Origin of the sequence: Rhizobium fabae, from assembly GCF_003985135.1 — a bacterium.
Classification (GTDB): domain Bacteria; phylum Pseudomonadota; class Alphaproteobacteria; order Rhizobiales; family Rhizobiaceae; genus Rhizobium; species Rhizobium pisi.
Map to the genome: position 1 here is coordinate 124,578 of NZ_ML133650.1, position 26,278 is coordinate 150,855.

Sequence of the window (26,278 nt, forward strand, 5' to 3'; positions counted from 1 at the left end):
CTTACGCTTTCTCGTCGTCCTTCTCCTCGCCGACGGTCAGCGGCCAGTCGACGACATAATCCTCGAGATCGTCGATATCGATCTCGCTTTCGCTGATCGTGCGTCCTCGCGCAGAAATACCCGCAGCGTGGACGGTTTCGGGATCGCCGGAGACGAGCGGATGCCACCAGTAGAGGTCGCGCCCCTCGCCGACCAGCCGGTAGCCGCAGGTGGGCGGCAGCCAGGCGATGTCAGGCACGTTCTCCTTCGTCAGCTGCACGCAATCTGGCACGAATTCCCAGCGGTTCTCATAGCTGGAGCAGCGACAGCTTTGGCCGTCGAGCAGCTTGCAGCTGACGGAGGTGAAATAGATATCGCCGCTATCCCATTCCTCGATCTTGTTGAGACAGCAGAGGCCGCAGCCGTCGCAGAGGCTTTCCCACTCGGCGACGGTCATTTCGGCAAGCGTCTTGCTCTTCCAGAAGGGCAGATCGTTCATCGTTCGTTTCTTGCAACAGCGGCCCGCAAATTCACGTGACCGCCATTCATCTCTCTTGTTATCAGCCGCAAAATCAATCAATTCTTCAGCATGCTCCTAGTATCGGGGAGCTTTGCGGCCCTATGGTGGCTTCGCGCTTTCGCCGCTTTCCGGCAGCCGGGCATGACCGAAGCGCGATCAGGCGGGAATACAGGACGTGCAAGATCCGGACAACCCAGAAAACGGGCCAGAAAAGGAAGCGGACAAGCGGCCGGCGAAGAGCCGTCACATTCTGCTGCGCATCGATTCGTGGATCGATTCGACCGTCTGGAATGCCGGCTTCCGCGCCGCCGAGATCTGGGAAGATACCACCATCTTCTTCCGCCGCTTCCGCGTCCGTGGCTGGAAGCGCATGGTTTTCGAACTGGCGGGCGAAGGGCTGACGCTCGGCGCTGCCGGCATGGTACTGATGCTGGCGCTCGCCCAGCCGGCATTCGAAGCCACCAAGGAAGACTGGCGCAACCGCGGCGATTTCGCCGTCACCTTCCTCGACCGCTACGGCAACGTCATCGGCCATCGCGGCGTCATCCACCAGAATTCCGTACCGATCGACGAGTTGCCGGATTCGCTGATCAAATCAGTCATCGCGACCGAGGACCGGCGTTTCTTCGACCATTTCGGCATCGACGCCATCGGCCTGTTCCGCGCCATGGTCACCAATGCCCAGGCCGGCGAAGTCGTGCAGGGCGGCTCGACGCTGACGCAGCAGCTCGCCAAGAACCTCTTCCTTTCCAACGAGCGCTCGATCGACCGCAAGATCACCGAGGCCTTCTTGGCCCTGTGGCTGGAGGCGAACCTCTCCAAGAAGGAAATCCTCTCCACCTATCTCGACCGCGCCTATATGGGCGGCGGTACCTTTGGTGCTGCTGCCGCGGCGCAATTCTATTTCGGCAAGAACATCACCGACGTGAACCTTGCCGAATCCGCCATGCTTGCCGGCCTGTTCAAGGCGCCGGCGAAATATGCGCCGCATGTCAACCTGCCGGCGGCACGTGCGCGCGCCAACGAGGTGCTGACCAATCTCGTGCAAAGCGGGCTGATGACAGAAGGCCAGGTGATCGCCGCCAGGCGCAACCCGGCGACCGTCGTCGACCGCGACGAGGTGGAATCGCCCGATTTCTTCCTCGATTGGGCTTTCGACGAGGTACAGCGGCTTTCTCCACGCTTCCACCAGCATTCGCTGATCGTGCGCACGACGATCGACATGGGCATCCAGCAGGCGGCCGAAGATTCGATCGAAACTTCGCTGCGCGAATATGGCGAGGCCTATCACGCCAAGCAGGGCGCCATGGTGATGATCGAGAATGGCGGCGCGGTGCGCGCCATGGTCGGCGGGCGGGATTATGGCGAGAGCCAGTTCAACCGCGCCACCAAGGCGCTGCGCCAGCCGGGCTCCTCATTCAAGGTCTATACCTATTCGGTGGCCATGGAGAGCGGGATGACGCCGCAGACGACGATCGTCGACGCGCCGATCTCCTGGGGCAACTGGAGCCCGCACAATTATGCCAACCGCTATGCCGGCCGCATAACGCTCGAGACCGCGATAGCCCAGTCGATCAACACCGTGCCGGTACGGCTTGCCAAGGAGAAGCTCGGCATCCAGCCAATCCGGGCGATGGCGAAAAACCTCGGCGTCGAGACGCCAATCCGCGACGACGTCACCATCCCGATCGGCACATCCGAAGTGACGGTGCTCGATCAGGCGACCGCCTATGCCACCTTCCCGGCCGGCGGCTACCAATCGCGCCGCCACGGCATCACGCAGATCCTCGATTACGGCGGCGACGTGCTCTACGATTTCGATCACGACGAGCCTGCTCCGAAGCGTGTGCTGTCCGAACAGGCCGACGCCTATATGAACCAGATGCTATCGCGTGTTCCCTATGTCGGCACGGCACGCAAGGCAGCCCTCGACAACGGCATCGTGACAGCCGGCAAGACCGGTACGACCCAGGCTTATCGCGATGCCTGGTTCGTCGGCTTCACCGGCAATTACACCTGCGCCGTCTGGTTCGGCAATGACGACTACACCTCGACCAACAACATGACCGGCGGCTCACTGCCCGCGATGACCTTCAAGCGCGCCATGGATTATGCTCATCAAGGTGTCACGCTGCGAGCCATCCCCGGCATCGAAAATGCCCTGCCTTCGGAGAAGGACCTCGCCAAAACAGCCGCCGCCAAACCGCAGGACGGGTTGCCGCAGCTCATCCGGCCGCGCATGCTCTCGGTTCAATCGACCGACCTCCTCAAAAATCTCGGCGAGAAGCTAAAGAGCGCCGCCCCGCTTGCGCCGCAGAAGGTCGCGAGCGCCGAGTAGCCGGCGTGCGCATGTTCAAATTGCGTAAGCCGGCACTCCCACGCGGGGCGTGACCGTGGATAGATCGGCGCCTATCTCCCGGCCCGGCATTCCACCCTGCCAGAATCAGTGGTAACCCTTTCATCCGATGTGGTTTCCAAGGTCATGATGTGTTTCGATTTCCCCTTTTCATCCTGGTCACGCTGATCGTCGCCTTCGGCGGCGGGATCATGATCACGCTCTACGCACTGGATGCGACACAGGGTTTTGGGGCGATCAAGCTCGGCGCCTGGGAAGCCTTTCCGGCATTGCAGACCGTCGATGCCGACCCTTACGCCAAGTCGCACCGGGCACGCGCCGGCAAGCTGCTTTACGGCAGCGCTGAGGGATTGACCTTCACGGCAAGCGTCGATGACGAAGGCGCGCGGTTGAATGCCGGCTGCCGCTACCGCATCAGCGGACAGACGCCCCCTGCCCGGCTCTGGACCCTCTTCACCGCCGACAACGGCGGCAATCCGGCGGCGATGAAACCCGGGCTTCCCTCAGCCCTGAACTCATGGACGGTGCTGCGCCAACCCGACAGCAGCTTCTCGATCGAAATATCGGCCGGTGCGCAGCCGGGCAATTGGCTGGCGCTGCCGCAGGCCGGCACGTTCCGGCTGGTGTTGACGCTATTCGACACGCCGACTGCCGGCAGTTCCGGCGTGATCGATCTCGCCATGCCGAAGCTCACGAAGACCGGATGCGGCAATGCTTAGGATATTCTTCGCCGTCCTCACCGGTCTTTTCGGCGCAGCGCTGCTGCATCTGATCATTATCCTTTCGCTGCCCCATTTCACCGGCAAGGACGCAGCGACCCGCATAGAGGCGGAAGGCGACCTCAATAATTTCTACCTGCTGAGCAACGCGTATGACGACGCCGGCCTTGCCAACGGCGACCCGTTCGTGCGCACCGCCGTCTGTTCCTTCGATGTCGAGGATGCCCCGGTGCACTTCACGGCCAAGGGCAAAGTGCCGTTCTGGTCGATCGCGATCTATGACAGCGCTTCCAACGAGGTCTTCAGCATGAACGACCGGACATCGGTCGGCGGCGCGCTCGATGTGCTGGCCGGCGGCCCGATCCAGCTTACGGACCTGCGCAAGAACCTGCCGCAGGAGCTGCAGCAGACAATCCTGGTGGAAATGGCGCGGCCGGACGGTTATGCCGTGCTGCGGACGCTGGCGCCGCAGACGAGTTTTGATGAATCCGCGCGGAACTTCCTCTCGGAAGCGGGCTGCGAACAATTCACCACGCGCTGAGGTTGAAGACGCGTTACTTTTTGTTGACGCGCGGCGCAGGCGCCGGGCGATGTTTCGGGCTCTCGGCCAAACGCTCATAACGAACGCCGGTGAACCATAGGATTTTGCCTTCACGAGGCTCTTTATCCGGGCGACGCGGCGTCCGTGGCTGCCGATCCGCCAATGCGACTATTATTGCCATTCTCGTCTCCATGCACTGCCCGAGACGGATGAACTTGCGATGGATTTCACCCTGCCCGCCAATCTGCGGGCCGGCGCGTCCTGCGATGCCGGGATGACCGGACCGAGGGCATTCGCGCCTTTCCCACGGCACCTGATCGAAATACCGTGATGCGGAGTTTCAACGATCCAGATACTCAAATCGCGTCGTTCCTATCCGAATTGAGACACATGACAGTTAACAGTTTACTAATATTTGGCTGATGCCAAACATAGTTGCCGTGATTTGCTTGTAACGCGTAGACAGTTATTTTGGTTTCACGCCATCTGCACAAAAGCACCACGTGAATCGAACCATAAAATTAAAAGAAATTCATATGGTTGGCGAGAATGCGCTTGGTTTAGCCGGGGCGCAGGGATGGTGTTGCAAATATACGTCACGAAAATATTCGTATTTTCGCCCGTGTCGATCAATCGTTCCGGGCAGCGATCGATCAGGGATCATTCACCCCCTTGGCGGAAATGCTGAGGGCAAGCGATGTTCTCGCCCCGGGATCGCTGTGCTGTCGCGCCGCGCTGGATACCAGCTGAGCGGACGCGCGCCGACATCAAGAGCATCGGGGCGCAATCTGACGCATCCAGGGCATTTCGATCTTTGTCACGCCGGTCACGACAGCTGCCAGAGCTGCCGCACGCACTGCGCGATCAGCGGAACACCTGACCTTTTCCAGAGCCACAACTCGATGCTCAATCGCCGCAATGCCCCTTCAAAAACAAGTCGATTTATATTGCCGGCTAATAATATTAGAGCACGCTAAACGTGTGTATTTCTGTTGCATTTTAATAAAATCTTCAGCATGCATTAACCGTACCGGTGTAGGATTTGTTCATAACCGTATGGCCTGACATGCGTTCCGCCAGCGCATATTGGCCCGTGGTTCCCCTTGTTCTGCGTTTTCAGGGTGTGCTTGTGCGTGACCGGTTTAGAGACCTAGAGGGCCCCTTGGCCGTCAGGAAAAAGGACGTGGTATTGATGGCGACTGTCAGCAGTTTCGAGAATCTGTCTCATCCGACACGATCCGAGCTGCGCCAGTTTGCCGAGCTTTTCACCCCGCTGTTCCAGGCTTCCTCCGACGAGGCCAGGCGCCAGGCGGTTGCCGCTCTGTCCCAATGCGAACACATGCCTGCAGCCGTGGCGCTGTTCATTGGCAGCCAGCCGATCGAAATCGCGGCTCCTTTCCTTACCGCCTCACAGGCAATCAGCGACGATACGCTGATCACTATCGCCCGCACGCAAGGCAAGGCGCATGTGAAGGCGATCGTCAGCCGCGACTCGCTCTCGCCGAAGGTCATCGACGCCCTGGTGGCGTTGCGCCAGGCCGGCCCGAGGTCCGCTGCCCCGGTGGCTCCCATTACCGAAACACCGGCCGTGCCGCTTTCGCCGATACCGACCGAAACGAATGAGGCAGATGCGCTGGAGGGACAGCGGGTTGCCAATGAAACAGCATTGCGTGAGCGCATCCTCGACCTTGCCGGTCATCTCGGCCGCAACGATGAGGACCGGCTCGGCCTGCGGACGCTCACCGACATTCAGGAGGCGCTGCTGGTGCGCTTCGCCCGCTCCCGCGAGGCGACGCATTTCGCAACGGCGCTTGCCAATGCGCTTTCCGCCAGCCGCTGGCTTGCGGAGCGCATCATGCTCGATCTTTCAGGCCAGCAGCTTGCCACGACGCTGACGAGCCTCGGTATGGGCTTTCTCGACTCCGTCTTCGTGCTTGAAAAGCTCTATCCGCACCTTGCCGAACAGCAGCACAACGTCACGCGCGGCTGGATGGTACTCGATGCGCTCGACCCGGAAGAGTGCCACGAACGTGTGGAAGCCTGGCGACGCGCGGATCGCTACACTTACAAATCGGACGTGCCCCATACGTCCGCGCCATCGGAAGCGGCCAACTATCGCGTCATCCGTCAGGCGCCGCCGCAGCGCGACATGCGCGCCTTGGGGCGGCGGTCTCGCTGAGTTTAAAGGCCATCAGCCGTCCCGCGCGAGCGGAATGATATCGCCCAATTCCTCCGCCTCGAGCTCGACGATCCAGAGATCGGGATCGAACCTGCGTTCGCGCTCCAGCATAGCGCGTATCGCCTCCGGCTCGGCTCGCGTCAGTCGGATCTCGAACAGGCGGTCGCCGGCCTGGTCTTCGTCGAAGGCGGTCTGCGGCGCGGGTGCGTAGAGCGTTTCCAGGCCGTCGCGGAAGTGCTGGCGGATGAAGATCGCACCGGCCTCCTCCGCGCCCTTTTTCTCGACGGCGGCAAAATCGCCGCTGGCGAAGACGCGGCGCAGGAGGGCGGAAACGAAAATGTCGGCGCGTAATCTCATCGGCGCGGTATAGACCGGCGCGCAGGCTGCGGCAATCCGGGGTCAGCCTTGATCCGGTAAGGCCGAAGATGCGACGGTTGGATGTTCCAGATGACGTCGTCTGGCGGCTACGACTGCAAGAACTTCCGCTTGCGGGGGCGGCCTTGGTGCTAAATCGCGCCGATTTCCCTGAGTTTCTTCAGCACCGCTTCGTTCGGTTCGCCGTTTTCGGGCAGGTTGTAGTGCTTCTGGAAATGGCGGATGGCCGCGCGGGTCTGCTCGCCGGCGACGCCGTCGACGCCGACATTGGCATAGGCCATGTTGGAAAGACCCTTCTGGATCTTCAGCACCAGATCGACATTGGTGACTTCGCTCGACGGAACCTGCTTTGCGGCTGATGGGGCCGTTTTGATCGTCTTTTCGGCGCTGCGGATCGCGGCTGCGACCGGATCTTCCGCCGACGCTTTCGAACTCACATCCTCATGCGGCTTTTCGGGGGGCACGGTCGAGGGACCGGCAGCATCGGTTTTCAGCGCCGCCAGGACCTCCGGCGTCGCATCCCCGGTCTGAGCCATGCCGACCGTCTCCTCGAAAAAGAGGATGGCCGCACTGGTGCGGGGGCCGATAATGCCGTCGGGGATGCCGTTATAGAGGCCGCGACGCACCAGTTGCTGTTGGATGTCCATGACGAGCTGGCTCGGCTGCTGACCGGGCGCGGCAGGCGCCGGCGTCGCGTTGGTGGCGGTTGCGTCCTGCGGCCGTTCGATCCGGAATGTGGTGACGTCGCCCTGTTGTTCCTCGGCCGGGCGATGGGCGCCGAGCACATTCGGAAACTGCGGGTCGCGGGTACGGAAAATCGGGTGCGGGTGCGAGCCCGGCTGATACCACAGTGCGTTGGCTGCGACGAAGGAGAAGATGACGACGAAGGCGATCGTGCCGCCGGCGACCGACGGATTGCGGCCGATGACGCCGCCGAGCACGGATGCGCCCTGCAGGCCGAGACCGCCGAGGGCGGCGGCGCCCGTTATCAAAAGGCCCGGCTGCTGCCGACCTCTTTTACCCTTAGGCGATTTTCGCTTGCGCACGGCCATCGAAAAGCCCCTCTTCCAATTCTACCCCGGTGTTGACCGCGCCCTTCAGCCGCGGAGGAAACTCGACAGTCGCGGCATGACCGGCATCTTCTGCGCGCTTGGCGCCCGAGCCGTCAACCGCGATCTCAATGGTAATGATCGTGCCTTCGCCGGGCTGGCTGGCGATGGCGAAGTTTCCACCGTGCAGTGCGACCAGCCCCTTGACCAGCGAAAGGCCGAGGCCGGTGCCTTCGAACCGGCGGGTATAGTCATTCTGGATCTGGACGAAGGGCTGGCCGAGCAACGCCAGCTTATCGGCCGGAATGCCGATGCCGGTGTCGCTGACCGTCAGCTTCAGAATGCCGTCGCGCGCCGCTGCATCGACGGAGACGACGCCGCCGGCCTCGGTGAACTTTACGGCGTTGCCGACAAGATTGATGAGGATCTGCTGGATGGCGCGCTGATCGGCGACGATTTCGCCGAGGCCGCGCTGGATACGGCTCGTTAGGGTGACGCCCTTGGTTTTGGCCTGCAATGCTAGCATCGATTCGCAGGATTTGACCGAGCTTGCGATATCGAAAGCTTCGAGAATCAGTTCGTAACGACCAGCCTCGATCTTGCTCATGTCGAGCATGGTGTTGACGACGGACAGCAGATGCGCGCCGGATTCGCGGACCAGTCCCACATATTCGCGCTGGCGGTCGTTTTCGAACTTGCCGAAATATTCACCGATCAGGATATCGGAAAAACCGAGAATGGCGTTCAGCGGCGTGCGCAGCTCGTGGCTGACGGCGGCAAGGAAGCGCGATTTGGCATCGTTTGCGGATTCGGCATCGGCCGCGCGGTTCTGGGCTTCGTCACGCAGCTGCTGTTCGACGGAGACGTCGCGCAGCTGGGCGATGACGGCGGCAAGCTCGCCGTCCGCGTCGCGGCGGGCGGTCATGTCCATTCTCAAATGTGCAAACTGACGTTGATCGCGCGAGACCGAAGGCCGGTCGAGACGGAGATCGACGCTCGCAGCATCTTCGCCCCGGCGCAGAAGATCGAGTGCCCGCAGGAAAAGGATGCGGTCGGAGACATGCACCTGTTCGAGGAAGCCCCTGCCCTTGGGATCGCGCATCCAGGCGAGGAAATCGCGGCGGTCGCGGCCGCCGACGGTCACCACACTGCCGTGCGGATCGAGGAAGAAGACGAGGCCCGGAGTGGCCGTAAGGAAAAAATCCTCGGCCGACTGCGTGGCGATGCCGGCGGGCGAACCCTGACGGGCGAGCGCGATGCTGCCGACGGCAGAAAAGAGAAAGGCGGCGCAAACCATGGCGACACCCGCCGGCAAGGCGACGGCAGGGCTGGTGACGGCCGACAGGCCGATCGGAGCAGCAACGAGAGCGGCCGACGACATGAGGACGAGGCGGCGCAGAATTGCTAGCTCGCGTTGGCGCACGGCTTCGCCGCCTCCCGTCCGGGAGAGCCAGCTTGTCGCTGCCCGGTCTACGAGGGCCGTCGCCCAGCCGCCAATGTCACTCAATACACGCACGCAATACCCGCCGAAAAGGCTGTCTATCGATCCGGACAATAGGCCCCGGCGACTTAAAGAAAGGATAAGGCAAAAGCGCTGTTCACAGCCTGAAAGGGCCGAAATTCCCGTTTTGAGGCATATGGAAGGCTCTTTGCCTTTTGTGGTTAATGGGGGGTAAGCGACGGATTTTCCTCATATTTCAGTATCGCGTTAACTCCTGTGGCAAGGCGAGCGGGCAAAAGCCCTGCAATTGCAAGGAGGTGCTGCCCTGATGTTTAACGGCAATCGCTCACATTCGAATTAAATGCGGCTCAAATACCCTTCGCTAAAATTCGAACTAAATTTGCCGCAAATGCGGGTGAGTTTCGAAAAGCGGCATTCGCAACTTGGCGGTAGGGTGAAAGCACACCGGACAACCGGCCTGATTCGGCGACAAGAACCGGACGGGAAAACAGGATGGGCAACGACAATGTGGTTTCTGATCAAAGGATCCTTCTGGTTTGGCCTTGTGCTCGTGCTTCTTTCCGTCTTCAGCACGGAGAGTTCCGACAAGCTGGCCAATGGCCCACAATTGCAGCTTTCGGACGCGTTGACGGCGGCAAGCGGCGCCTATGACTATCTCACAGGCATGTGCTCGGAAAAACCTGAGGTCTGCGCCAAGGGCGCGGAGACCTTCACAGCGCTCGGCTACCGGGCTCGTGAAGGCGCCCGCGTCGCCTATGAACTCCTCGACAGCCAATTCAAGGACGAGGCGCCGGCGACAGCGAAACTTGCCGGACCGCAGACGCCGATCGCACTCAACATTCCCTCCCTCGCCGCGCCTTCGCTTCAGGAGAAGGTGCGCGAGGCAAAAGCCGCGCTGAACCAGCCGATGCCTTATCGTCCGCCGGTCGATGACGAGGATACAGCCGCGACTGTCGTAACAGGCGCTATTCCGCTGCCGACGCCGAAACCGGCGACTTGACGAAACTTTCGCGGGCACATGCCCACAACACCTTCGGTTTTCTAGCTTGCATCGGTGGTCCGCATGACGCGGAAATGCCCCATGCCTGACGTGCCTGCCCTGTTCAATTCAGCATGTTGCTGCGCCGTGAGGATGCCCATCCCTCACGGCGTTTTTTCTATTTGCTTGCGTAATTCGCGGCAAAATCGCTGCGCGCTTTGCCTGGGATTGCTTTAACGGTTCAAATCCGCTGGTCTTTCACCTATATGCACTTCAAGAGCTTTTCCTGACGCATTCCGGATGCAAAACCGCTGCGCACTTTTGCTGGAATTGCTTGAACGGTGAAAGGCTTTTCCATGGCATCCCTCGACCAGATCATCGACGACTTCACTTTCCTGGACGATTGGGAAGACCGCTACCGCTACGTCATCGAGCTCGGCAAGGCGCTGCCCGAACTACCGGAGGAGAAGCGCACCTCCGAGAACAAGGTGATGGGATGCGCCAGCCAGGTGTGGCTGGTGACGCATACGACAGGCGACCCCGACAATCCCGTCATGAGTTTCGAGGGTGATTCGGACGCCCATATCGTGCGTGGCCTGGTCGCCATCGTGCTTGCCACCTATTCCGGTAAGAAGGCATCCGAGATCGCCGGCCTCGATGCCTTCGAGATATTCTCGAAGATCGGTCTGGTGGAGAATTTGTCGTCGCAGCGCTCGAACGGACTGCGATCGATGGTGAACAGGATCCGCGAAGAGGCAAGGGTTCGCGCCGCGGCTTGAACGCGATTGGAGCTGATCGGCGTCGAGAAACGTTCGCCGCAAACCGATCGATTCGGAAGCGCCGTCCTGGCATCCGAGTATATTAACACTTGCTCATAATACAGGAATACATTCTGCGCCTCCCGGTGAAGCAAAAGACGGGAGACCTCGCAATATCAGCTCCCGCGCCTGGATCCGCTGCCAAAGGGCGCGAAATACTGGAGAGAATTTTCCTCGTCCTGAATGAATACAAAAAAGCCGGGCGTAAGACCCGGCTTTTGTCGTTGGTTGCTTTCAAAAAAGCTCAGCCGCGGCCGCGCTTGCGGCGCTGCCCCAGGCCCATTTCCTTTGCCAGGCGCGAACGCGCTTCAGCATAAGCGGGCGCTACCATCGGGTAATCGGTCGGCAGGTCCCACTTCTCGCGGTATTCCTCCGGCGAGAGGCTGTGATGCGTCATCAGGTGACGCTTGAGGGACTTGAAGTTGCCGCCGCATTCCAAACACGTGATCTGCTCGTCCTGCACCGATTTGCGGACAGAAACTGCAGGCTTCTGCTTTTCGACGATCGCCGCAGCGGGCTGCGGTACGGACGTGTTGCTGAGTGCCGAATGCACGTCGGAAATCAGATTGGCCAGGTCGCTGACCGGTACAACATGGTTGCTGACATAAGCCGCGACGATGTCGGCCGTCAGTTCCACAAGCAGCTCCGGCCCATTGCCGGTCGCTATATCCGTCATATTCTTTCTCCTGTTAGCATGCTCAAACGGCCCTTGACTGACGCGTCAAAGACCCTCCTCGTAGAAGCAAACAGCAAAAGTACAGGAAGCGACCTTCTGTTCCGAAAAACACGAAATCCACCCCTAGATTCCGAAGACCGAGACCTGTTCTTATACTGCCTGATCGAAAACCACTACGTCGTGCCCCAGGCGATGGCCTCAGTTAGACATTGAAAATCAAAACTGAGGGACTTGGAAGCAGTAGGATTGTAATTCACAATCAGAACTCTACTTGCATTTTCAAATACCATCGTTTGGCCGAAACGCCAATTATTATTTGTCGTTTTTCTTGAGAAAAAATAGCTGACGAAGAATTGAGGGGCCCGCTATCAAGCTTTACTCACAGCTTCCTGTGCATAAGTTTTGCATAAATCTGGTAAAGTCGCCAAACAGCATATCTGTCAGCGCTTGGCCATATCGTCGCGTACCGAGATATCGCCGAGATCATATCCCGAGCGGTGGGCCGCCCTCGCAAGCAGATGTGCGGACACCGGCGCCGTCAGCAGGAAGAAGATGAAGCCGGCAAGGGCGCGGGCGAGAATCACCGAATCTTCGGAATAAAGGCCGGCGGCAAAGAGCAGCAATCCCGAGCCGACAGTCCCTGCCTTCGAGGCCGAATGCATACGGGTATAGAGATCGGGCAGCCTGACGAGGCCGATCGCCGCCGAAAGCGCAAAGAGCGCACCGGCGATCAGCAGCAGGGCCGTGACGGCTGCGACGACATAATCCATCATTGCCTCTTCCTCCCCGTCCGGCGTTTTTTGGCCTTGCCTTTCGCCGCCGCGGCGGAAGGTGGTGATTTGATGCTGCCGCGCGACAGCACGAAGCGGGCGAAGGCGACGGTTGCCAGGAAGCCGACAAGGCCGAGCGAGATGGCGATATCGATATAGAGCGAAAAACCGGTCTTGATCGCGATGACGGCGATGAAGCCGATCGCTATGCCGGTCAGCATGTCGAGGGCGAGGATGCGATCCGGCAATGTCGGACCTGCAATGACCCGCCAGACGGTCAGAAGCAGCGCCAGGCCAAGGATGACGAGGGCGCCCGAGGATGCGGCCGTGATGATGGCAGCGGGCGTGATCACCGGAAGGCCTCCATGATCTTGCGTTCAAAACCGTTGGCGATGTTCCGCCTCGTCGTCTCGGGATCGGAACAATCGAGCGCGTGGACATAGAGCGTGCGGCGATCTGTGGAGACGTCGACCGAAAGCGTGCCTGGCGTCAGTGTGATGAGGTTTGCGAGCAGAGTGATCTCGAAATCGCTCGTTACCGTCAAAGGGAAAGCAAAGATGCCGGGCTTCAGCTTCATGTCGGGCGAGAGAACCGTGATCGTGACCTTCCAGGCCGACAGCGACAATTCCTTCAGGAACAAAGCGGCAAGCGAGAGCACCGGCCGAAGGCGGCGCGGATAGGTCTTGCCGCCGAAGGGTTCGCGGATGATGAAGAGCGCCAAGGCCCCGAGCAGGAAGCCGAAGATCAGATTGAGCAGCGAGACGCTGCCGGTGACGGCAACCCAGCCAATGGCGAGCAGCAGGTTGAAGAGGAAGGCCGTCACGGCGCGCGCCCTTCCGGAAAGACCGAATGAACATAGGCTTGGCGGTCGACAAGACCGGCTGCGGCCGATTGCGACAATCGCAACAGCTGTTCAGGCATGATGCCGAAGCCGATAACTAGCGCCGTCAGCGCAGCGAGCGACAGCCCGGTGCGCCAACACCTCCTCGACGGGGCGAGCGCCATCGGCGCTGGGCGCCAATAGGCGAGCAGGAAGAGGCGCCCGAAGGCGATCGTCGTCAGAAAACCTCCGGTGAGCATCGAGGCCGCCAGCCACCAGGCGCCGATATCGAGCGAAGCCTTGACGAGAATGACTTTCGGCCAGAAGCCGGAAAAGGGCGGCAGGCCGCAGGCGGCAAGGAAGAGCACGAAGGAGACTGCGGTGAAACCGCCGCTTTGCCTGTAGAGCCCGCCGAGAGCCGAGAGCGAAAAGCCGCCGCCGCGCCGGGCGATCTGGCCGGCGGCAAGATAGAGCGCCGTCATCAGCACCATGGAATGGACCGCATAGAAGACCGCGCCGCTGATGCCGTCAACCCCGCCGAGAGCCACACCGGCGAGCATGTTGCCGATGCCCGAGATGACGACATAGCCGAACAGCCTGCGGATGTCGTTTTCGGCAAGCGCGCCGAGGGCGCCGACCAGAATGGTCGCAGCCGCAGCGAGCGCGATCAGGAAGCCCAGTTCCTCGCGCTCGACCGGCTGCAGCATGACCATCACCCGGATCAGGGCGTAGATGCCGACCTTGGTGAGCAAGCCGGCAAAGAGCGCGGAGACGACGATGCGCGGCGTATGGTAGGAGGCCGGCAGCCAGAAATTGACCGGAAACGCCGCTGCCTTCATGCCGAAGGCGAGCAGGAAGAGGCTTGCAAGCGTCATCAGCGGCGCCGTGCCGCGCAAGTCCGTCGCCTTTGCGGCGATATCGGCCATGTTGAGCGTGCCGAAAATGGCATAAAGAATGCCGACGCCGGCCAGGAACAAGGTCGTGGCGATGAGATTGAGCACCGCATATTTCAGCGCGCCGTCGATCTGTTCGCGTTCGGAGCCGAGGATGATCAGCCCGAAAGAGGAGATCAGCAGCACCTCGAACCAGACGTAGAGATTGAAGATATCGCCGGTCAGAAAGGCGCCGGTGACGCCTGCCATCAAAAGCATGAGCAGCGGGAAGAAACCATACCGCCGGCCGCTTTCACCAATATCGGCAAGCGCATAGATGCCTCCGGCGAGCGCGGCAAGAGCTGCGGTGAACGCCATCAGCGCACCGAAAAGGTCGATGGTGAATGCAATCCCGAAGGGCGGCAGCCAGCGGCCCATGACCATGGTGAGCGGTCCCTCTGTCGCAACCTTGGCCAGCAGCGCCGCATCCATCAGCGTCAGCAGCATGAGACCCGATATGGCAAGCCAGGCCTGCAGCCGTGGATAGGCGCGCACCATCAGCAGGACGGCGCCGAGCGTGAGGCAATGGGCGACCGGCAGAATGGCGAGCCAGTGCCCGATCGGCACTGGTGCGGCGATCATGGCGGCGGAGAGATCGACGGTGGAGGCTGGGGCGGCCATCAGGTGGCGCCTCCACTATCGGAAGAGAGGGGGGTGAGCATCCGCACAAACATCCGCCTCAATACCCCAATGGCGGCAACAGCCGGTCGTCGGGCTCGGCCGCATGCATTTCGCTGGTGTCGTCGGTGCCGAGGTCCTGATAGGCGCGGTAGGTCAGCACCAGCAGGAAGGCGAGGAAAGAGAAGGAGATGACGATCGCGGTCAGGATGAGCGCCTGCGGCAGCGGGTTCGCCGTGCCGGAGGGCAAGGCGTCGAGACCCGCCGGGATGATCGGCGGCACTTCGCGTGTCAGCCGGCCCGATGTAAAGAGCAGGAGGTTGACGGCGTTGCCGAGGATGGCGATGCCGAGCATGATGCGGATCGAGAATTTCGACAGCATCAGATAGATGGCGGCGGCGAAGAACAGGCCGACGAGGATCGAAAGAAGCGGTTCCATCATTCCACCTCCCTTTCTTCCAGCGCCAGCGCGATCGAGGCAATGGCGCCGAGCACGACCAGATAGACGCCGATATCGAAGAGCAGGACGCTCGACAGCGGTACCTCCACACCGAAAAGCCTCGGATAGATCCAGAGACCGGTCATGAAGGGAACCGCAAAGAAGATGGAGAGAAGGCCCGCCATCGTCGAAAGCAGCAGGCCGGCGCCGGCAATCGATAGTGGATGGAAGAACAGCGCACGGCGAACGGCGGAAACGCCGCGAGCAATGCCGTAGACCGCCAGTCCAGAGGCGGCGATCAGCCCGCCGATGAAGCCGCCGCCCGGCTCGTTATGGCCGCGCAACAGAACGAAGACGGAAAAGAGCAGCATCAGCGCGGTGAGGAACGGAGCGACGGTGCGGAAGATCAGGGTGTTCATGCGATCAGCCTTCCGCCTCGACTGAGTCAGGATCATTGGCGGCAAGCTTGCGCTCCGTGCCGGCGCGGATGCGGATCAGCGCCAGGATGGCAAGACCGGCGACGGCAACGACGGCGATTTCGCCGAGCGTATCGGTGCCCCGGAAATCGACGATGATGACGTTGACCACGTTGGCGCCGTGAGCGATCGATTTGGAGTAGGCGTTGAAGAAGGCTGTCAGCGTATCGTTGAACGGCATCTGCGTCGCCCGCATCAGCAAAAGCGTGAAACCGAGACCGCAGCCAAGCGCGAGTGTACCGTCGAAGATCCTGCGGCCGGGCGGGCGCCGGTCGGCGGAGACAAGGCGAAGCCTGGTCATGACGAGGGCGAGAATGACCACCGAAAGGGTTTCGACCATGAACTGGGTGAAGGAGAGGTCCGGTGCGCCGAACAGCAGGAAGATGATGGAGACGGCGAAACCCTGAATGCCGAGAGAGACGATCGCCGTCAGCCGGTCGCGGGCGATGAGCACGCCGGCAAGGCCGACGGCGGCGATCAGGAACACCGCCCATTCATGGAGCCTGACATCGGCCGGCCAGATGGGAAGGCGCGGCAGTTCGCCATAGACGACGGGCGGAACCAACAGGATGGCTGCGACGCAGACGAAGGTGCAGGTGACATAGATATCGAGCCGCCCCGGCTGGGTAAAACGCGTGATGCGGCCGGCGAGGCGCACGAGACCCGATACAGCAAGGTCGAAACCGTGATCCGGCCCCCGCCCCGCCGAGCGCAGAAGGACGGCCATCAGCAAGCGGGCGCGGGCGAACTGCCAGTAGACGCCGATGCCGAGCAGCACCGTCAGGACGGAGAGCGCCAGCGGCAGGCCGATATGCGGCGCGAGCGAGATGTCTATTTCGGTCGGGCCTCCGCGGATGGCAGCTGATATTGGCGAGGACAGAGCTGCATGGGTGAAGTTTGAAAAGACTGCCGCAAACAGACCCAGGACGGCGAGGATGGCCGGGCCGAGCCAGAGTAGGACAGGCGCTTCATGCGGATGTTTCGGCGTCTCCACCGGTCGACCGAGGAAGGGCTTCAGCGCCACGACGAAGGCGACGGCGAACATTAGAGCATTGCCGAAGACGGTGATTGAAGTGAAGGTCAGCGCGCGGATATCGCCACCGACGAGTGCGGCATAGATCTCCTCCTTGGCGAGAAAACCGAAGAAGGGTGGCAGGCCAGCCATGGAGAATGCGGCCGCAAGCGCGATGGCTGATGTCAGCGGCATCGCCCGCATCAGGCCACCGAGCCCGGTGATATCGCGCGTGCCGGTCTCATGATCGATGATGCCGGCGACCATGAAGAGCGCGCCTTTGAAGAGGGAGTGCGCCACCAGATAGAGTGCTGCCGCCTCCACCGCATATTCCGAGCCGAAGCCGACCAGCAGGACGAGCAAGCCGAGCGAAGAGACGGTGGTATAGGCGAGCTTGAGCTTGAGGTCCGTCTGGCCGATGGCGAGCGCTGCGCCGACCACCAGCGTCAACCCGCCGAAGAAGGGCAGAAGGATTTCCCAGGCGGGTGTCGCGCCCATGACCGGATTGAGCCGCATCAGCAGATAGACGCCGGCCTTTACCATGGTGGCCGAATGGAGGTAGGCCGAAACCGGCGTCGGCGCCTCCATGGCGTTCGGCAGCCAGAAATGAAAGGGAAATTGCGCCGATTTGGTAAAGGCGCCGACCAGGACCAGAATGAGAGCGGCGAGATAGAACGGGCTTTCACGCACGACATCGCCGGATCCGATGAGCAGCGACATCTGCGTGACGCCCGACATGTTCCAGAGGAGCAGCAGTCCGGCCAGCAGGAAGAGCCCTCCCCCGCCCGTGACGACCAACGCCTGCAAGGCGGCGCGGCGAGCCGCCTCGCGCTCGTGATCGAAGCCGATCAGCAGGAAGGAGGTGATCGATGTCAGTTCCCAGAAGATGAAGAACATCAGGAAACTGTCGGAAACGACGACACCAAGCATCGCGCCCATGAAGAGGAAGATGAAGGAGAAGAAGCGGCCTTGATCCTTGTGACCTCTCAGGTAACCGCCGGCATAAAGCACGATCAGCGTGCCGATACCGGTGATCAGGAGCGCGAAAGCCAGCGACAGGCCATCGAGGAACCAGGAGAAGGAGAGATTGTAGCTCGGCACCCAGACATAACCGCCGGCGACGACCTCGCCGCGCGCGACAACAGGAACGAAACGGAGGAAATGCAGGAAGGCGAGCAAAGGAGCGATCGCCAGGAGCCAGGCACCGTTTGCCCCGAAGACGCGGATAACGAAGGGAGCAGCGACAGCGCCGGCGAGCGGCAGACACAGGGCCAGAAATGTCAGAGCCGTGACATCGGCCATGTCTCCTCCTCTACCGGCAACAGACGAAGGCCGGCGGGGCCAGCTCATTTCCTGACTTAGGCGAAATGGTAGAGGGTCTCAAGCAATTTCGATCACAGGGCGAAGCTGCCTGTCATTGTTCGAAGCGTATCAGGCCATCGACCGGGAAAGACGTGTCAGCAGCCGGGCAAGGCAGCCGTGCAGGATGAAAAGCAAAAGCGTCAGCGGCCACACAAGGCAGGCCAAGAGCCCGGCGAGACGATACAGCGTCAAACCGTCGTGATTGGCCCAGCCTTCCAACATCGTGACCGCCATGGCGGCCACGGCCACGAGGCCGTAGAGCAGGAAGATTGCAGCTTCAAACAACAGTGACTCTCCAATGCACGTCACATTAACCCTAACGGAAAATCCCTAACGGATGTAAAAGCAAACGTCTTCCCTCATTGCGGTATGCTGCGAATCTCGCGACTCTGCGCCGCAGACTTGATGAAACCAGGACAACGCACCACATTTCTCGCGAAACGGAACCGCCCCTCGGCAAAAGGAGCACGTCATGTCCGAAACTGCAACCACCGCCAAGATCCACAAGACCGATGCCGAATGGAAAGAGCAGCTCACTCCCGAGCAATATCGCATCACGCGCCAGCACGGCACCGAGCGTGCCTTCACCGGCCCCTACTGGGATTCTTTCGAGACAGGGCTTTACCGCTGCGTCGGCTGTAATGCGCCGCTTTTCCGCTCGGACACGAAATTCGATGCCGGCTGCGGCTGGCCGAGCTATTTTGAAGCAGTATCACCAGATGCAGTGACCGAGCATCGCGATACCACCTACGGCATGGTGCGCACCGAAATCCGCTGCGGCGCCTGCGATGCCCATCTCGGTCACGTGTTTCCCGACGGCCCGCCGCCGACCGGCCTGCGCTACTGCATCAACGGCCACGCCATGGTGTTCGAACCCGGGAAGTAAGCACCGGGTCTTGTGATCGGCAAGCGGCTCATCCGATGCGATGAGCCGCTGATTTTCTCCGTCGCTCGCGCTGTCGATGAGCCGGCGATTCCCCCTGCAGGATAAGGCCGATGACGCGAGATATTCTGAGCACCGACCGGCTGCGACTGCGGGAGATCACGCCCGCCGACCTGCCGTTCCTTCATCGCATTTTCGGCGATGAAGAATGCATGCGCTATTACCCCGGCATAAAGACGTTCGACGAGACCGAAAGCTGGTTTCGCAGGCTCGCCTTCGACAGCTATACCAATCACGGTTTCGGCCTCTGGGCCGTGGTTGACCGAAAGAGCGGCGCGTTGCTCGGCGATTGCGGCATTACGCTCCAAGAAACGTCCGCCGGCCTGGAACCGGAGATCGGCTACCACCTGTGGCGCGATCATTGGGGCAAGGGCTATGCCGTCGAAGCGGCTACCGCCTGCCGGGACCATGCGCTGAAAACCCTTGGCCTTGCGCGCATCGTCTCGATCGTCAGGCCCGACAACATTCCCTCCCAGCGCGTGGCCGGGCGGGTGCATCGACGGCGGGAAACATTCCTCAAATCAGCACGTCCCGACGACAGCGGGACAGAGTTCTACCTCTACATCACGGACAGGACATAGAGCTGATCCCGTTGTGAGCCGATGCCTGTGCAGCTCGACAGTTGGCGACGCCAGTTCGCCGATCACTCGTGATCGGCGGGGCAAGGCCAGGTTGCTGGTGCGGAGAGGCCCGTCGGCAGCTTGGTCGAGGCGTCACCGCAGGCAAGGTCGATCTGCGCTTGCTCGAGGCCGGCGGCCGCCGAGAGGTCAAGGCCCTCGATGCGGGTCAGGAACATGAAGGCGCGGTCGAACATCACTGGGCCTTCGAAGGTCGCCCCGGAGAGGTCGGCGCGAGAGAGATTGGCGAAAGAGAACTTCGCTCCCGTCAGCACCGCCTTGTCGAAATCGGCGCGACCGAGCTCGGCCTTTTCGAAGGTGACGCCGGAGAGCTGGGCGCCTGCAAAATTGGCGCGCTGCAACTCCGCGCCGACAAAGGAAGCGCCTTCGGCGGCGATATTGGCGAAGCTGGACCGATAGGCCTCGATTTTGGCGAAGTTGGCGCCTTCGGCGTGGGCGCCCTCGAGCGAGGCGCGCACCAGCGTCGCCTTCTCAAGATTGGCGGACTTGACGTTGGCGCCGCTGAGATCGGTCAACGAGAAATCCGTGCTGAAGAGATTGGCGCCCTCGAGATCACTGCCCTGCAACATCAGGTTCTTCTTGGTGCATTCCTGCCAGTCGAGCTTCGGCGAAGCCATGCTGCCGCACTCGGCAGCTCGCGTGGAGATCGGGGCAAAGGCAAGAAGAACGAGAGCAAAGAGGCCGAGCGGCGATCCGTGCATTGCCATTGAACTGTTTACCTCCGTGACGCTTTCAGGCCACCTCTCGCGAAGCAGGCCGTCACTCATTTCTACACAGCTCAGACTACAATAAAAAGATGGCGAACGCTCGCTGACGATGGATTTGCCGCATCAATCCGTCTTGCCAGGCAGTCGGATCAATCCGTCTTGCCGGGCAGGCGAAGCTCCATGCAGGTGAGATCCAGCCAGCGGCCGAATTTGGTGCCAACCTCGGAAAATCTGCCGGCGATGCGGAAACCGAGCTTTTCGTGCAGCCTGATCGACGCCGCGTTTTCCGCTTCGATGCCGGCGATCATGACATGGATATTGCCGGCTGCGGCCCGCGCGATCAGCTCCCGCATCAGGCGCTCGCCGATGCCGGCGCCGCGGCAGTCCTTGTCAACGTAAACGGAATGCTCGACCGTGTGGCGATAGCCATCGAAGGCACGCCAATCGCCATAAGAGGCATAACCTGCGACCTTGCCTGACATCTCGGCTACGATGACGGGAAAGCCGCGCGCCTTGCGCGCCCTGAACCACTCCAGCCGATTTTCGAGGTCGACAAGCGTGTCGTTCCAGATCGCCGTCGTGTGCTCGACGGCGTGATTGTAGATATCCCGGATGGCAGAAAGATCGGCCTCGGTGGCATCGCGGAGGAGAACGGCGTCTGTCATGATTGCCTGGTTCGAATTGCCTGCTACCGCGTCTTTGGGAAAGCATGACGTGAGGATTGAAAGTGTTAGAGCGTCTTTGCACGTTTGAAAGTAAGCGCGGCGCTCTAAGCGGGCATACGCTCCGCATCGGGAGATGTAAACGGCGGATGCGAAAGACGGACAACTGAGGAATGATCGTCGTTCAGAGACCCGGCGGCGACAGGCTGAAACAGGTGAAAACAGCCGAATAGTGCACGGCGGCGGCGGTGACGACGAAGCCGTGCCAGATGGCGTTCTGGAACCGCAGCTTCTCCCAGACGTGAAAGATGACACCGAGCGAATAAATGATGCCGCCGATGATGATCAGCAGCATCGAGGTGAAAGGAATGCGCGAGGCGACAGGCTCGGCGACCACAATTCCGCTCCAGCCCATGGCGAGATAAAGCAGGATGGCAAAACGGTCATAGCGCCCGGGAAAGACGCATTTCAAAATAATGCCGGCGGCGGCGAACAGCCAGATCGCGACCAGCATGAACAGGAGCAGCGGCTCATCGGCGCCGCGTTCGAGAAACGGCGTATAGGTGGCGGCGATCAGGATGAAAATCGCCGAATGATCGAAACGGCGCAGATACCATTTCGTGCGCGAGACCGGCCAAGCGTTGTAGGAAAAGGAAATGGCAAGCGTCAGCACCAGCCCGACGCTGTAGATCCAGGCGGCGGCAAGCGCGCCGTAAGAACTCCAGACCGTAGCATAGAAGATCAGCACGGTCGCTCCGATCAGCGCCAGCACAAGGCCGACGCCGTGGACGATGCCGTCGGCGATCAGTTCGTATCTGTCGTAAGCCCAGCGAATGCCGTTGAACTCGGCCATGCACGCCCGTCCGTTTCACAACCCGAATGAGATCGTCTCATCGAACGGGCGGGTGCGCAACTGCGACGAACCGAGCGGCGGTAAATCTTCGTGACAGACCGCAAGAGCCCGCCGACGTATCCGGCTATGTGAAATCAAACTTTCTGCCTGTCGACCAGTACCGAGCATTTGGCATGACGCACGACGCGGTCGGCCGTGGCGCCGATGAAGTAGTTGGAAAAGTCCGGAAGGTGCGAGGCGACGATAATTAGATCAGCGCCCAGATTTTCGGCGGACGAAATGATGGCTTTTGCCGGTGGACCGTTGCGGATTTCGACGGTTGCCCGGATGCCGGTCCGGGCGATCAGCCCTTCCAGCTTCTCGCGGCCGTCCCTCATCGCGTCCTCGACGATATTGGCCGGCAGTTCGACCGCGACATAGGTCGGCACATCCTCGATGACATTGAGCAAGACGATCTCGCCGCCTTCATCCAGCAGGGAGGCGGCCTTGCGCAGGATTATTTCTCCCTTGTCCATGTTTCCGATTGCGACCGCTACGATGATCTTCCTGTACATGCTGCCCTCCATGACGATGCATGCATAAGCTTCCTCTAAAGAAGATATGGGCGCATTGACCGCAATCAAGTGAGCGGAGGGGATCGTCAACACCTGCTCAACGCTTCATCCTCAAAAACGAGTCTTCTGTGAACAATCGGAATCCGCCATATAGAGGCCAAGTACGGCAACCGAGACATCAGAGCGAATGAACCGGCGAAACTTCCTCGGGCTTGCCACCAGCGGCATGTTTGCCGCCACCGCCGGTGCGTCATCCATCCCGAGCATTCCCCACCGGGGAATTGCTCGAGGGCCAATTCGGAGCCAGGAGAACAACCCATGACGACAGAAACGTCCTATGCGCTGACGCGGCCCGCCTATATCGACCAATCGCACCTCGTCGTGACAGACCTCGGTCTCGTTTCCGGCTTTTATCAATCGATGCTCGGCCTGAAGGTCATCGAGAAGACGGGAAGCGGGGAAGTGCTCGGTGTCGGCGGCGTGCCGCTGCTGACGCTGACCAACGCGAGAGATGCCCGCATCGCGCCGCGCAATGCCGCCGGCCTTTTCCATACCGCTTTCCTGATGCCTGACCGCTCCGAACTGGCCCGCTGGCTGCGCCATGCCGCCCATTACAACGTCGCACTGGACGGGGCCTCGGACCATCTCGTCAGCGAGGCGATCTATCTTTCAGATCCCGAAGGCAACGGTATCGAAATCTATGCCGACCGGCCGCACGAACAATGGAAATTCCACCAGGACGGCATGGTAGAGATGGCAACGCTGCGCCTCGACCTGCAGGCGCTCTACAATAGCGCGCCCGATGAGCGTTGGGGCGGCATGGTGGATGGGACGGCGATCGGCCACCTGCACCTGCAGGTCGGCGACATCCCCCAGGCCGACGCCTTCTATCGCGACGTTCTCGGCCTGACGCTGATGGCGAGCCGTCCCGGCGCGAGCTTCTTTGCGACCGGCGGCTACCACCATCATCTCGCCGCCAATATCTGGAACAGCCGCGGCGCGACGGCGCGCGCCGGCAACATGACCGGGCTTTCCGACTACAAGATCCGTTTCAACGACAAGGCGACGCTGGATGCGGCAGTCTCCAAGCTCGATCAACTGGAGATCAAGAGCGAGAGGCGTGATGGCGGCGTGTTTCTGCGCGATCCCTGGGGCATCGGCCTGACACTTTCGGCGTAATTTCCACGTTGCAATGGACCAACCACGACGGTTGAAGACGTTGACGCCAGGCGAGCAAAGCCATGCGCGTGAAGGCATGCCGCTTGCGCTTTGCCGGACGGCCGGCGCCCTCAGGGAACCTGAACCGCATCGGCGCGTTTCCGTGACGAAGCAATCGGGCTTCGGGGACCTCGCCGCATGGGCATCGCCAATGGCATCCGCAAACAAGCAAAGAAGATCGCCATCGGCGAACGCCATACCAGCGCCTGGGCACAATCGCTGAAGGAAGCAGCGGAAGAGCTACCGCCGCCGCCGCCGCTGCACCGTCTGGAAAAGGACGGTCTCGACGTCAGCATGGCCTGGGCAATCATCGGCATCTTCGGCATTCTCTTCCTTGCCGCGGTCTATCTGATGTCGCTCATCCTCATCCCCATCACACTTGCCGTCGTCGTCGGCATGATCCTCGGCATGGCGGCCGAAAAGCTCAGCAAGATGGGGGTGCCGCGGCTTGCCAATGCCTTCTTGCTGTCAAGCGGCGTCGCATTGGTGATCTTCCTGCTGATCAACTCGCTTGCCGACCCGCTGATGACGTTTGCCAATGAGGGCCCGGCCTTTGCCGAGCGAACCATCAACCGCGTCATGCCTTACCTGGAGCACATCAAATGGCTGCATATCACGCCGGCGACATTCGAAAGCGGGTCGATGTCGATCGGTGCACTGCTCGAAAATACCGGCAACGTGCTGCATGTGGTGACGAGCAGCCTAACGCCGGCACTGGTGCAGGGGATGATCTTCTTTGCAGCGCTGCTGTTCTTCCTCGCCAGTCGGGTCAACCTGCGCAAGTCGATCATCATGACCTTCCGCACTCGCACGCAACGACTGGCGGCAATCCGTGTCATCAACGCCGTCGAGCAGGTGCTTGGCTTCTATTTCGCGACGGCCTCGCTGATCTATGTCGGGCTCGGCGTCGTCATGACCGTCATCGCCTACGCCGGCGGGCTGTCCGCCCCGATGCTCTGGGGCTTCTTTGCCTTTCTGTCGAGCTTCATTCCTTATCTTGGCATCACGCTGATGACGCTTGCCATCGCCATCGCCGGCGTCCTTACCCATGATGGCCTCCTCATCGGCCTGATACCGGCAGCGGCCTTCTTCACCGTGCATCTCCTCATGGAGAACCTGATCTTCCCGGCGGTGATGGGACGGCGGCTCGAGATCAATCCCTTCGTCGTCTTCCTCGCCATCCTGTTCTGGACATGGATGTGGGGCGCCGTCGGCGCGATGCTGGCACTACCTCTCTCGCTGATCGTCATGACTGTTATCGACGAGCTGCTGATCGAAGAAAAGCCGCAGCCGCAGTTGCCGAAATGATCAACCGGGGGGACGTTCGTGGCATCTGATCTCGATCTTGCCGAATCCGATCACGACCAGATGGTCAGCGGCCGTTCTCTCTGGGGGAAAAGCGGCATCCGGCCGCACTGGCTGCCGATCGAGCGGAGCTTTTCGATCGACGTCACCGTGATCGGCGGCGGCATCACCGGCGCATTGGTTGCCGAACACCTGACGGCGCGCGGTTTTTCCGTTGTCGTCATCGACCGGGAGGAACCCGGTTTCGGCAGCACCGCCGCAAGCACGGCCATGCTGCAATGGGAAATCGACAGCACGCTCACCGAGCTCGAGGATTATTACGGCTTCGAGCGCGCGGCCAGGATCTACCGCCACAGCGGTGCGGCGGTCGCCGGACTTTCCAAGCTGATCGCCGCAAACGGGATCGCCTGCGGCTTTCGGCCGCGCAATACGCTCTATCTGGCCGACGGCCGCGAAGGCGCGCGCAATCTCCTGGAAGAACGTCAGCTTCGCCGTCGGGCGGGCCTGCCCGGCGTCTATCTCGAACATCCCGATCTCTTCACACAGTTCGAGCTCGACCGGGATGGCGCGATCTATTCTCCAGGTTCGGCGGAGTGCGATCCGCTGCTTTTGACCTGGGGATTGATCAAGATGGCCGTCCGGCGCGGCGCGCGGCTTGTCAGCGCATCCGTGGCTCAGCTTTACAGCGAGGGCGATCACGTGACAGTCGAGACGGACGACGGCCACGTCATCGAGGCGCGGCACGTCGTGCTTGCGACCGGCTATGCGATGCCCGGCCTCGATATGCCGAAGCTGCATCGATCGAGTTCGAGCTGGGCGCTCGCGACCGTGCCGCAGGACCCGGCAAATTTCTGGCGCGACAGGGCGTTGATCTGGGAGGATAGCCACCCCTATCTCTACATGCGCACGACGCCTGATAACCGCATCGTCGCCGGCGGCGAGGACGACGGCACGACCGATCCAGAAGCGCGCGACCGCAAGCTGCCGGCGAAGACCGTGGCGATTCAGGAAAAGATGAAGCGGCTGTGGCCGAAGGCCGATACGCGCGTGGCCCATGCCTGGTGTGGCACCTTCGGCGAGACGGCCGACGGCCTGCCGCTGATCGGCCCGGTGCCGGAGATGCCGCATGTCTTTGCCGCCTATGGCTATGGCGGCAACGGCATTACCTTTTCCTATCTCGCCGCTCAGATGATCGGCGCCATGCTTGCCGGCATGCACCGCGACTGGTTCGAGGATTTTGCGCTCGACCGCGACGGGCCGCGCATGCCGCGTTTTGGAGAGGATATCGTGCGGGTCCGGAATGAGCTGAGGTAAGG

29 protein-coding genes are annotated in these 26,278 nt (G+C 61.2%); 11 read left to right on the forward strand and 18 right to left on the reverse strand.

Annotation, left to right across the window (positions count from 1 at the left end):
• Window position 1: 1 nt before the first annotated feature.
• Complete coding sequence (locus EFB14_RS14045) at window positions 2–478, reverse strand: YcgN family cysteine cluster protein (protein ID WP_126826119.1); 477 nt, start codon at window positions 476–478, stop codon at window positions 2–4.
• A 196-nt stretch (window positions 479–674) separates the two neighbouring features.
• Between EFB14_RS14045 and EFB14_RS14050 the strand changes: the two genes are divergently transcribed.
• From EFB14_RS14050 to EFB14_RS14070, 4 genes are all read left to right on the forward strand, one after another.
• Window positions 675–2,837, forward strand: a complete 2,163-nt coding sequence (locus EFB14_RS14050; RefSeq protein WP_126826121.1) for a transglycosylase domain-containing protein — start codon at window positions 675–677, stop codon at window positions 2,835–2,837.
• A gap of 149 nt (window positions 2,838–2,986) precedes the next feature.
• The gene (locus EFB14_RS14055) at window positions 2,987–3,574 is read left to right on the forward strand and encodes a DUF1214 domain-containing protein (RefSeq protein WP_126826125.1); all 588 of its coding nucleotides are present in this window, start codon (window positions 2,987–2,989) and stop codon (window positions 3,572–3,574) included.
• Window positions 3,567–4,115 carry a DUF1254 domain-containing protein gene (locus EFB14_RS14060; protein ID WP_126826128.1) on the forward strand — a complete coding sequence of 183 codons (549 nt, stop codon included), beginning with the start codon at window positions 3,567–3,569 and terminating at the stop codon, window positions 4,113–4,115. The genes EFB14_RS14055 and EFB14_RS14060 overlap by 8 nt, the downstream gene beginning before the upstream one ends.
• Window positions 4,116–5,244: 1,129 nt before the next feature.
• A complete protein-coding gene (locus EFB14_RS14070) occupies window positions 5,245–6,294 on the forward strand; it encodes a DUF2336 domain-containing protein (protein WP_126826133.1) in 1,050 nt (349 codons plus the stop codon).
• A 12-nt stretch (window positions 6,295–6,306) separates the two neighbouring features.
• On the opposite strand, the gene EFB14_RS14075 is transcribed toward EFB14_RS14070, so the two are convergent.
• The 3 genes from EFB14_RS14075 to EFB14_RS14085 form a co-directional block, all read right to left on the reverse strand.
• On the reverse strand, window positions 6,307–6,651 hold the full coding sequence (locus tag EFB14_RS14075) for a DUF1491 family protein (protein ID WP_126826136.1): 345 nt from the start codon (window positions 6,649–6,651) through the stop codon (window positions 6,307–6,309).
• A gap of 149 nt (window positions 6,652–6,800) precedes the next feature.
• Complete coding sequence (locus EFB14_RS14080) at window positions 6,801–7,721, reverse strand: peptidoglycan-binding domain-containing protein (protein ID WP_126826139.1); 921 nt, start codon at window positions 7,719–7,721, stop codon at window positions 6,801–6,803.
• A complete protein-coding gene (locus tag EFB14_RS14085) occupies window positions 7,693–9,273 on the reverse strand; it encodes a sensor histidine kinase (RefSeq protein WP_210302824.1) in 1,581 nt (526 codons plus the stop codon). Before EFB14_RS14085 ends, EFB14_RS14080 begins: the two co-directional genes overlap by 29 nt.
• A 412-nt stretch (window positions 9,274–9,685) precedes the next feature.
• Here EFB14_RS14085 and EFB14_RS14090 point away from each other — a divergent pair, with 412 nt between their 5' ends.
• Together EFB14_RS14090 and EFB14_RS14095 are read left to right on the forward strand one after the other, a co-directional pair.
• A complete protein-coding gene (locus EFB14_RS14090; RefSeq protein ID WP_126826145.1) occupies window positions 9,686–10,180 on the forward strand; it encodes a DUF5330 domain-containing protein in 495 nt (164 codons plus the stop codon).
• A 335-nt stretch (window positions 10,181–10,515) separates the two neighbouring features.
• Complete coding sequence (locus EFB14_RS14095; RefSeq protein ID WP_126826149.1) at window positions 10,516–10,938, forward strand: SufE family protein; 423 nt, start codon at window positions 10,516–10,518, stop codon at window positions 10,936–10,938.
• 283 nt (window positions 10,939–11,221) lie between these two features.
• Here EFB14_RS14095 and EFB14_RS14100 read toward each other — a convergent pair whose 3' ends face one another.
• The 9 genes from EFB14_RS14100 to EFB14_RS14140 form a co-directional block, all read right to left on the reverse strand.
• Entirely contained in the window at window positions 11,222–11,653 is a 432-nt protein-coding gene (locus tag EFB14_RS14100) for a Ros/MucR family transcriptional regulator (protein ID WP_008528845.1), read from the reverse strand.
• A gap of 440 nt (window positions 11,654–12,093) precedes the next feature.
• Complete coding sequence (mnhG, locus tag EFB14_RS14105; RefSeq protein WP_126826152.1) at window positions 12,094–12,426, reverse strand: monovalent cation/H(+) antiporter subunit G; 333 nt, start codon at window positions 12,424–12,426, stop codon at window positions 12,094–12,096.
• Window positions 12,423–12,776, reverse strand: coding sequence for a cation:proton antiporter (locus tag EFB14_RS14110; protein ID WP_126826155.1), 354 nt, complete (start codon window positions 12,774–12,776; stop codon window positions 12,423–12,425). Before EFB14_RS14110 ends, mnhG begins: the two co-directional genes overlap by 4 nt.
• Window positions 12,773–13,246, reverse strand: a complete 474-nt coding sequence (locus EFB14_RS14115; protein ID WP_126826158.1) for a Na+/H+ antiporter subunit E — start codon at window positions 13,244–13,246, stop codon at window positions 12,773–12,775. The genes EFB14_RS14110 and EFB14_RS14115 overlap by 4 nt, the downstream gene beginning before the upstream one ends.
• Window positions 13,243–14,796, reverse strand: a complete 1,554-nt coding sequence (locus EFB14_RS14120; protein WP_126826161.1) for a Na+/H+ antiporter subunit D — start codon at window positions 14,794–14,796, stop codon at window positions 13,243–13,245. The genes EFB14_RS14115 and EFB14_RS14120 overlap by 4 nt, the downstream gene beginning before the upstream one ends.
• A 58-nt stretch (window positions 14,797–14,854) precedes the next feature.
• On the reverse strand, window positions 14,855–15,232 hold the full coding sequence (locus EFB14_RS14125; protein WP_126826644.1) for a Na+/H+ antiporter subunit C: 378 nt from the start codon (window positions 15,230–15,232) through the stop codon (window positions 14,855–14,857).
• A complete protein-coding gene (locus tag EFB14_RS14130) occupies window positions 15,232–15,651 on the reverse strand; it encodes a Na(+)/H(+) antiporter subunit B (RefSeq protein WP_126826164.1) in 420 nt (139 codons plus the stop codon). The genes EFB14_RS14125 and EFB14_RS14130 overlap by 1 nt, the downstream gene beginning before the upstream one ends.
• Window positions 15,652–15,655: 4 nt before the next feature.
• Window positions 15,656–18,022, reverse strand: coding sequence for a putative monovalent cation/H+ antiporter subunit A (locus EFB14_RS14135; protein ID WP_126826167.1), 2,367 nt, complete (start codon window positions 18,020–18,022; stop codon window positions 15,656–15,658).
• Window positions 18,023–18,151: 129 nt separating this feature from the next.
• Window positions 18,152–18,367: a hypothetical protein gene (locus EFB14_RS14140; RefSeq protein WP_126826170.1), complete on the reverse strand. Its 216-nt coding sequence runs from the start codon at window positions 18,365–18,367 to the stop codon at window positions 18,152–18,154.
• 187 nt (window positions 18,368–18,554) lie between these two features.
• Between EFB14_RS14140 and msrB the strand changes: the two genes are divergently transcribed.
• Window positions 18,555–18,968 (forward strand): peptide-methionine (R)-S-oxide reductase MsrB, encoded by a 414-nt coding sequence (msrB, locus tag EFB14_RS14145; RefSeq protein WP_126826173.1) that lies wholly within the window; start codon window positions 18,555–18,557, stop codon window positions 18,966–18,968.
• A 110-nt stretch (window positions 18,969–19,078) separates the two neighbouring features.
• Window positions 19,079–19,606 carry a GNAT family N-acetyltransferase gene (locus EFB14_RS14150; RefSeq protein WP_126826176.1) on the forward strand — a complete coding sequence of 176 codons (528 nt, stop codon included), beginning with the start codon at window positions 19,079–19,081 and terminating at the stop codon, window positions 19,604–19,606.
• Between the two features lie 62 nt (window positions 19,607–19,668).
• On the opposite strand, the gene EFB14_RS14155 is transcribed toward EFB14_RS14150, so the two are convergent.
• From EFB14_RS14155 to EFB14_RS33425, 5 genes are all read right to left on the reverse strand, one after another.
• A complete protein-coding gene (locus EFB14_RS14155; protein ID WP_126826179.1) occupies window positions 19,669–20,370 on the reverse strand; it encodes a pentapeptide repeat-containing protein in 702 nt (233 codons plus the stop codon).
• Between the two features lie 149 nt (window positions 20,371–20,519).
• On the reverse strand, window positions 20,520–21,035 hold the full coding sequence (locus EFB14_RS14160) for a GNAT family N-acetyltransferase (protein WP_126826183.1): 516 nt from the start codon (window positions 21,033–21,035) through the stop codon (window positions 20,520–20,522).
• Window positions 21,036–21,216: 181 nt separating this feature from the next.
• Window positions 21,217–21,885 (reverse strand): PAQR family membrane homeostasis protein TrhA, encoded by a 669-nt coding sequence (gene trhA / locus EFB14_RS14165; protein ID WP_126826188.1) that lies wholly within the window; start codon window positions 21,883–21,885, stop codon window positions 21,217–21,219.
• Window positions 21,886–22,019: 134 nt separating this feature from the next.
• Complete coding sequence (locus EFB14_RS14170; protein ID WP_125846275.1) at window positions 22,020–22,439, reverse strand: universal stress protein; 420 nt, start codon at window positions 22,437–22,439, stop codon at window positions 22,020–22,022.
• Between the two features lie 111 nt (window positions 22,440–22,550).
• Window positions 22,551–22,697, reverse strand: coding sequence for a hypothetical protein (locus EFB14_RS33425; protein WP_245438244.1), 147 nt, complete (start codon window positions 22,695–22,697; stop codon window positions 22,551–22,553).
• Between the two features lie 60 nt (window positions 22,698–22,757).
• Between EFB14_RS33425 and EFB14_RS14180 the strand changes: the two genes are divergently transcribed.
• The 3 genes from EFB14_RS14180 to EFB14_RS14190 all read left to right on the forward strand — a co-directional run bounded on the left by EFB14_RS14180 (window position 22,758) and on the right by EFB14_RS14190 (window position 26,276).
• Window positions 22,758–23,618, forward strand: coding sequence for a VOC family protein (locus EFB14_RS14180; protein WP_126826193.1), 861 nt, complete (start codon window positions 22,758–22,760; stop codon window positions 23,616–23,618).
• 177 nt (window positions 23,619–23,795) lie between these two features.
• Entirely contained in the window at window positions 23,796–24,965 is a 1,170-nt protein-coding gene (locus EFB14_RS14185) for an AI-2E family transporter (protein WP_126826196.1), read from the forward strand.
• 18 nt (window positions 24,966–24,983) lie between these two features.
• Entirely contained in the window at window positions 24,984–26,276 is a 1,293-nt protein-coding gene (locus EFB14_RS14190; RefSeq protein ID WP_125846279.1) for an NAD(P)/FAD-dependent oxidoreductase, read from the forward strand.
• Window positions 26,277–26,278 lie beyond the last annotated feature (2 nt).

Excerpts from the sequence above, each read along its gene's own strand:
- EFB14_RS14060 (WP_126826128.1), top strand. The coding sequence starts at position 3,567 with ATGCTTAGGATATTCTTCGCCGTCCTCACCGGTCTTTTCGGCGCAGCG.
- EFB14_RS14185 (WP_126826196.1), top strand. The coding sequence starts at position 23,796 with ATGGGCATCGCCAATGGCATCCGCAAACAAGCAAAGAAGATCGCCATC.
- mnhG (WP_126826152.1), bottom strand. The coding sequence starts at position 12,426 with ATGATGGATTATGTCGTCGCAGCCGTCACGGCCCTGCTGCTGATCGCC.
- EFB14_RS14080 (WP_126826139.1), bottom strand. The coding sequence starts at position 7,721 with ATGGCCGTGCGCAAGCGAAAATCGCCTAAGGGTAAAAGAGGTCGGCAG.
- EFB14_RS14075 (WP_126826136.1), bottom strand. The coding sequence starts at position 6,651 with ATGAGATTACGCGCCGACATTTTCGTTTCCGCCCTCCTGCGCCGCGTC.
- EFB14_RS33425 (WP_245438244.1), bottom strand. The coding sequence starts at position 22,697 with ATGGATGACGCACCGGCGGTGGCGGCAAACATGCCGCTGGTGGCAAGC.
- EFB14_RS14180 (WP_126826193.1), top strand. The coding sequence starts at position 22,758 with ATGACGACAGAAACGTCCTATGCGCTGACGCGGCCCGCCTATATCGAC.
- EFB14_RS14150 (WP_126826176.1), top strand. The coding sequence starts at position 19,079 with ATGACGCGAGATATTCTGAGCACCGACCGGCTGCGACTGCGGGAGATC.
- msrB (WP_126826173.1), top strand. The coding sequence starts at position 18,555 with ATGTCCGAAACTGCAACCACCGCCAAGATCCACAAGACCGATGCCGAA.
- EFB14_RS14135 (WP_126826167.1), bottom strand. The coding sequence starts at position 18,022 with ATGGCCGATGTCACGGCTCTGACATTTCTGGCCCTGTGTCTGCCGCTC.
- EFB14_RS14100 (WP_008528845.1), bottom strand. The coding sequence starts at position 11,653 with ATGACGGATATAGCGACCGGCAATGGGCCGGAGCTGCTTGTGGAACTG.
- EFB14_RS14120 (WP_126826161.1), bottom strand. The coding sequence starts at position 14,796 with ATGGCCGCCCCAGCCTCCACCGTCGATCTCTCCGCCGCCATGATCGCC.
- EFB14_RS14095 (WP_126826149.1), top strand. The coding sequence starts at position 10,516 with ATGGCATCCCTCGACCAGATCATCGACGACTTCACTTTCCTGGACGAT.
- EFB14_RS14125 (WP_126826644.1), bottom strand. The coding sequence starts at position 15,232 with ATGGAACCGCTTCTTTCGATCCTCGTCGGCCTGTTCTTCGCCGCCGCC.
- trhA (WP_126826188.1), bottom strand. The coding sequence starts at position 21,885 with ATGGCCGAGTTCAACGGCATTCGCTGGGCTTACGACAGATACGAACTG.
- EFB14_RS14170 (WP_125846275.1), bottom strand. The coding sequence starts at position 22,439 with ATGTACAGGAAGATCATCGTAGCGGTCGCAATCGGAAACATGGACAAG.
- EFB14_RS14045 (WP_126826119.1), bottom strand. The coding sequence starts at position 478 with ATGAACGATCTGCCCTTCTGGAAGAGCAAGACGCTTGCCGAAATGACC.
- EFB14_RS14155 (WP_126826179.1), bottom strand. The coding sequence starts at position 20,370 with ATGGCAATGCACGGATCGCCGCTCGGCCTCTTTGCTCTCGTTCTTCTT.
- EFB14_RS14090 (WP_126826145.1), top strand. The coding sequence starts at position 9,686 with ATGTGGTTTCTGATCAAAGGATCCTTCTGGTTTGGCCTTGTGCTCGTG.
- EFB14_RS14130 (WP_126826164.1), bottom strand. The coding sequence starts at position 15,651 with ATGAACACCCTGATCTTCCGCACCGTCGCTCCGTTCCTCACCGCGCTG.
- EFB14_RS14160 (WP_126826183.1), bottom strand. The coding sequence starts at position 21,035 with ATGACAGACGCCGTTCTCCTCCGCGATGCCACCGAGGCCGATCTTTCT.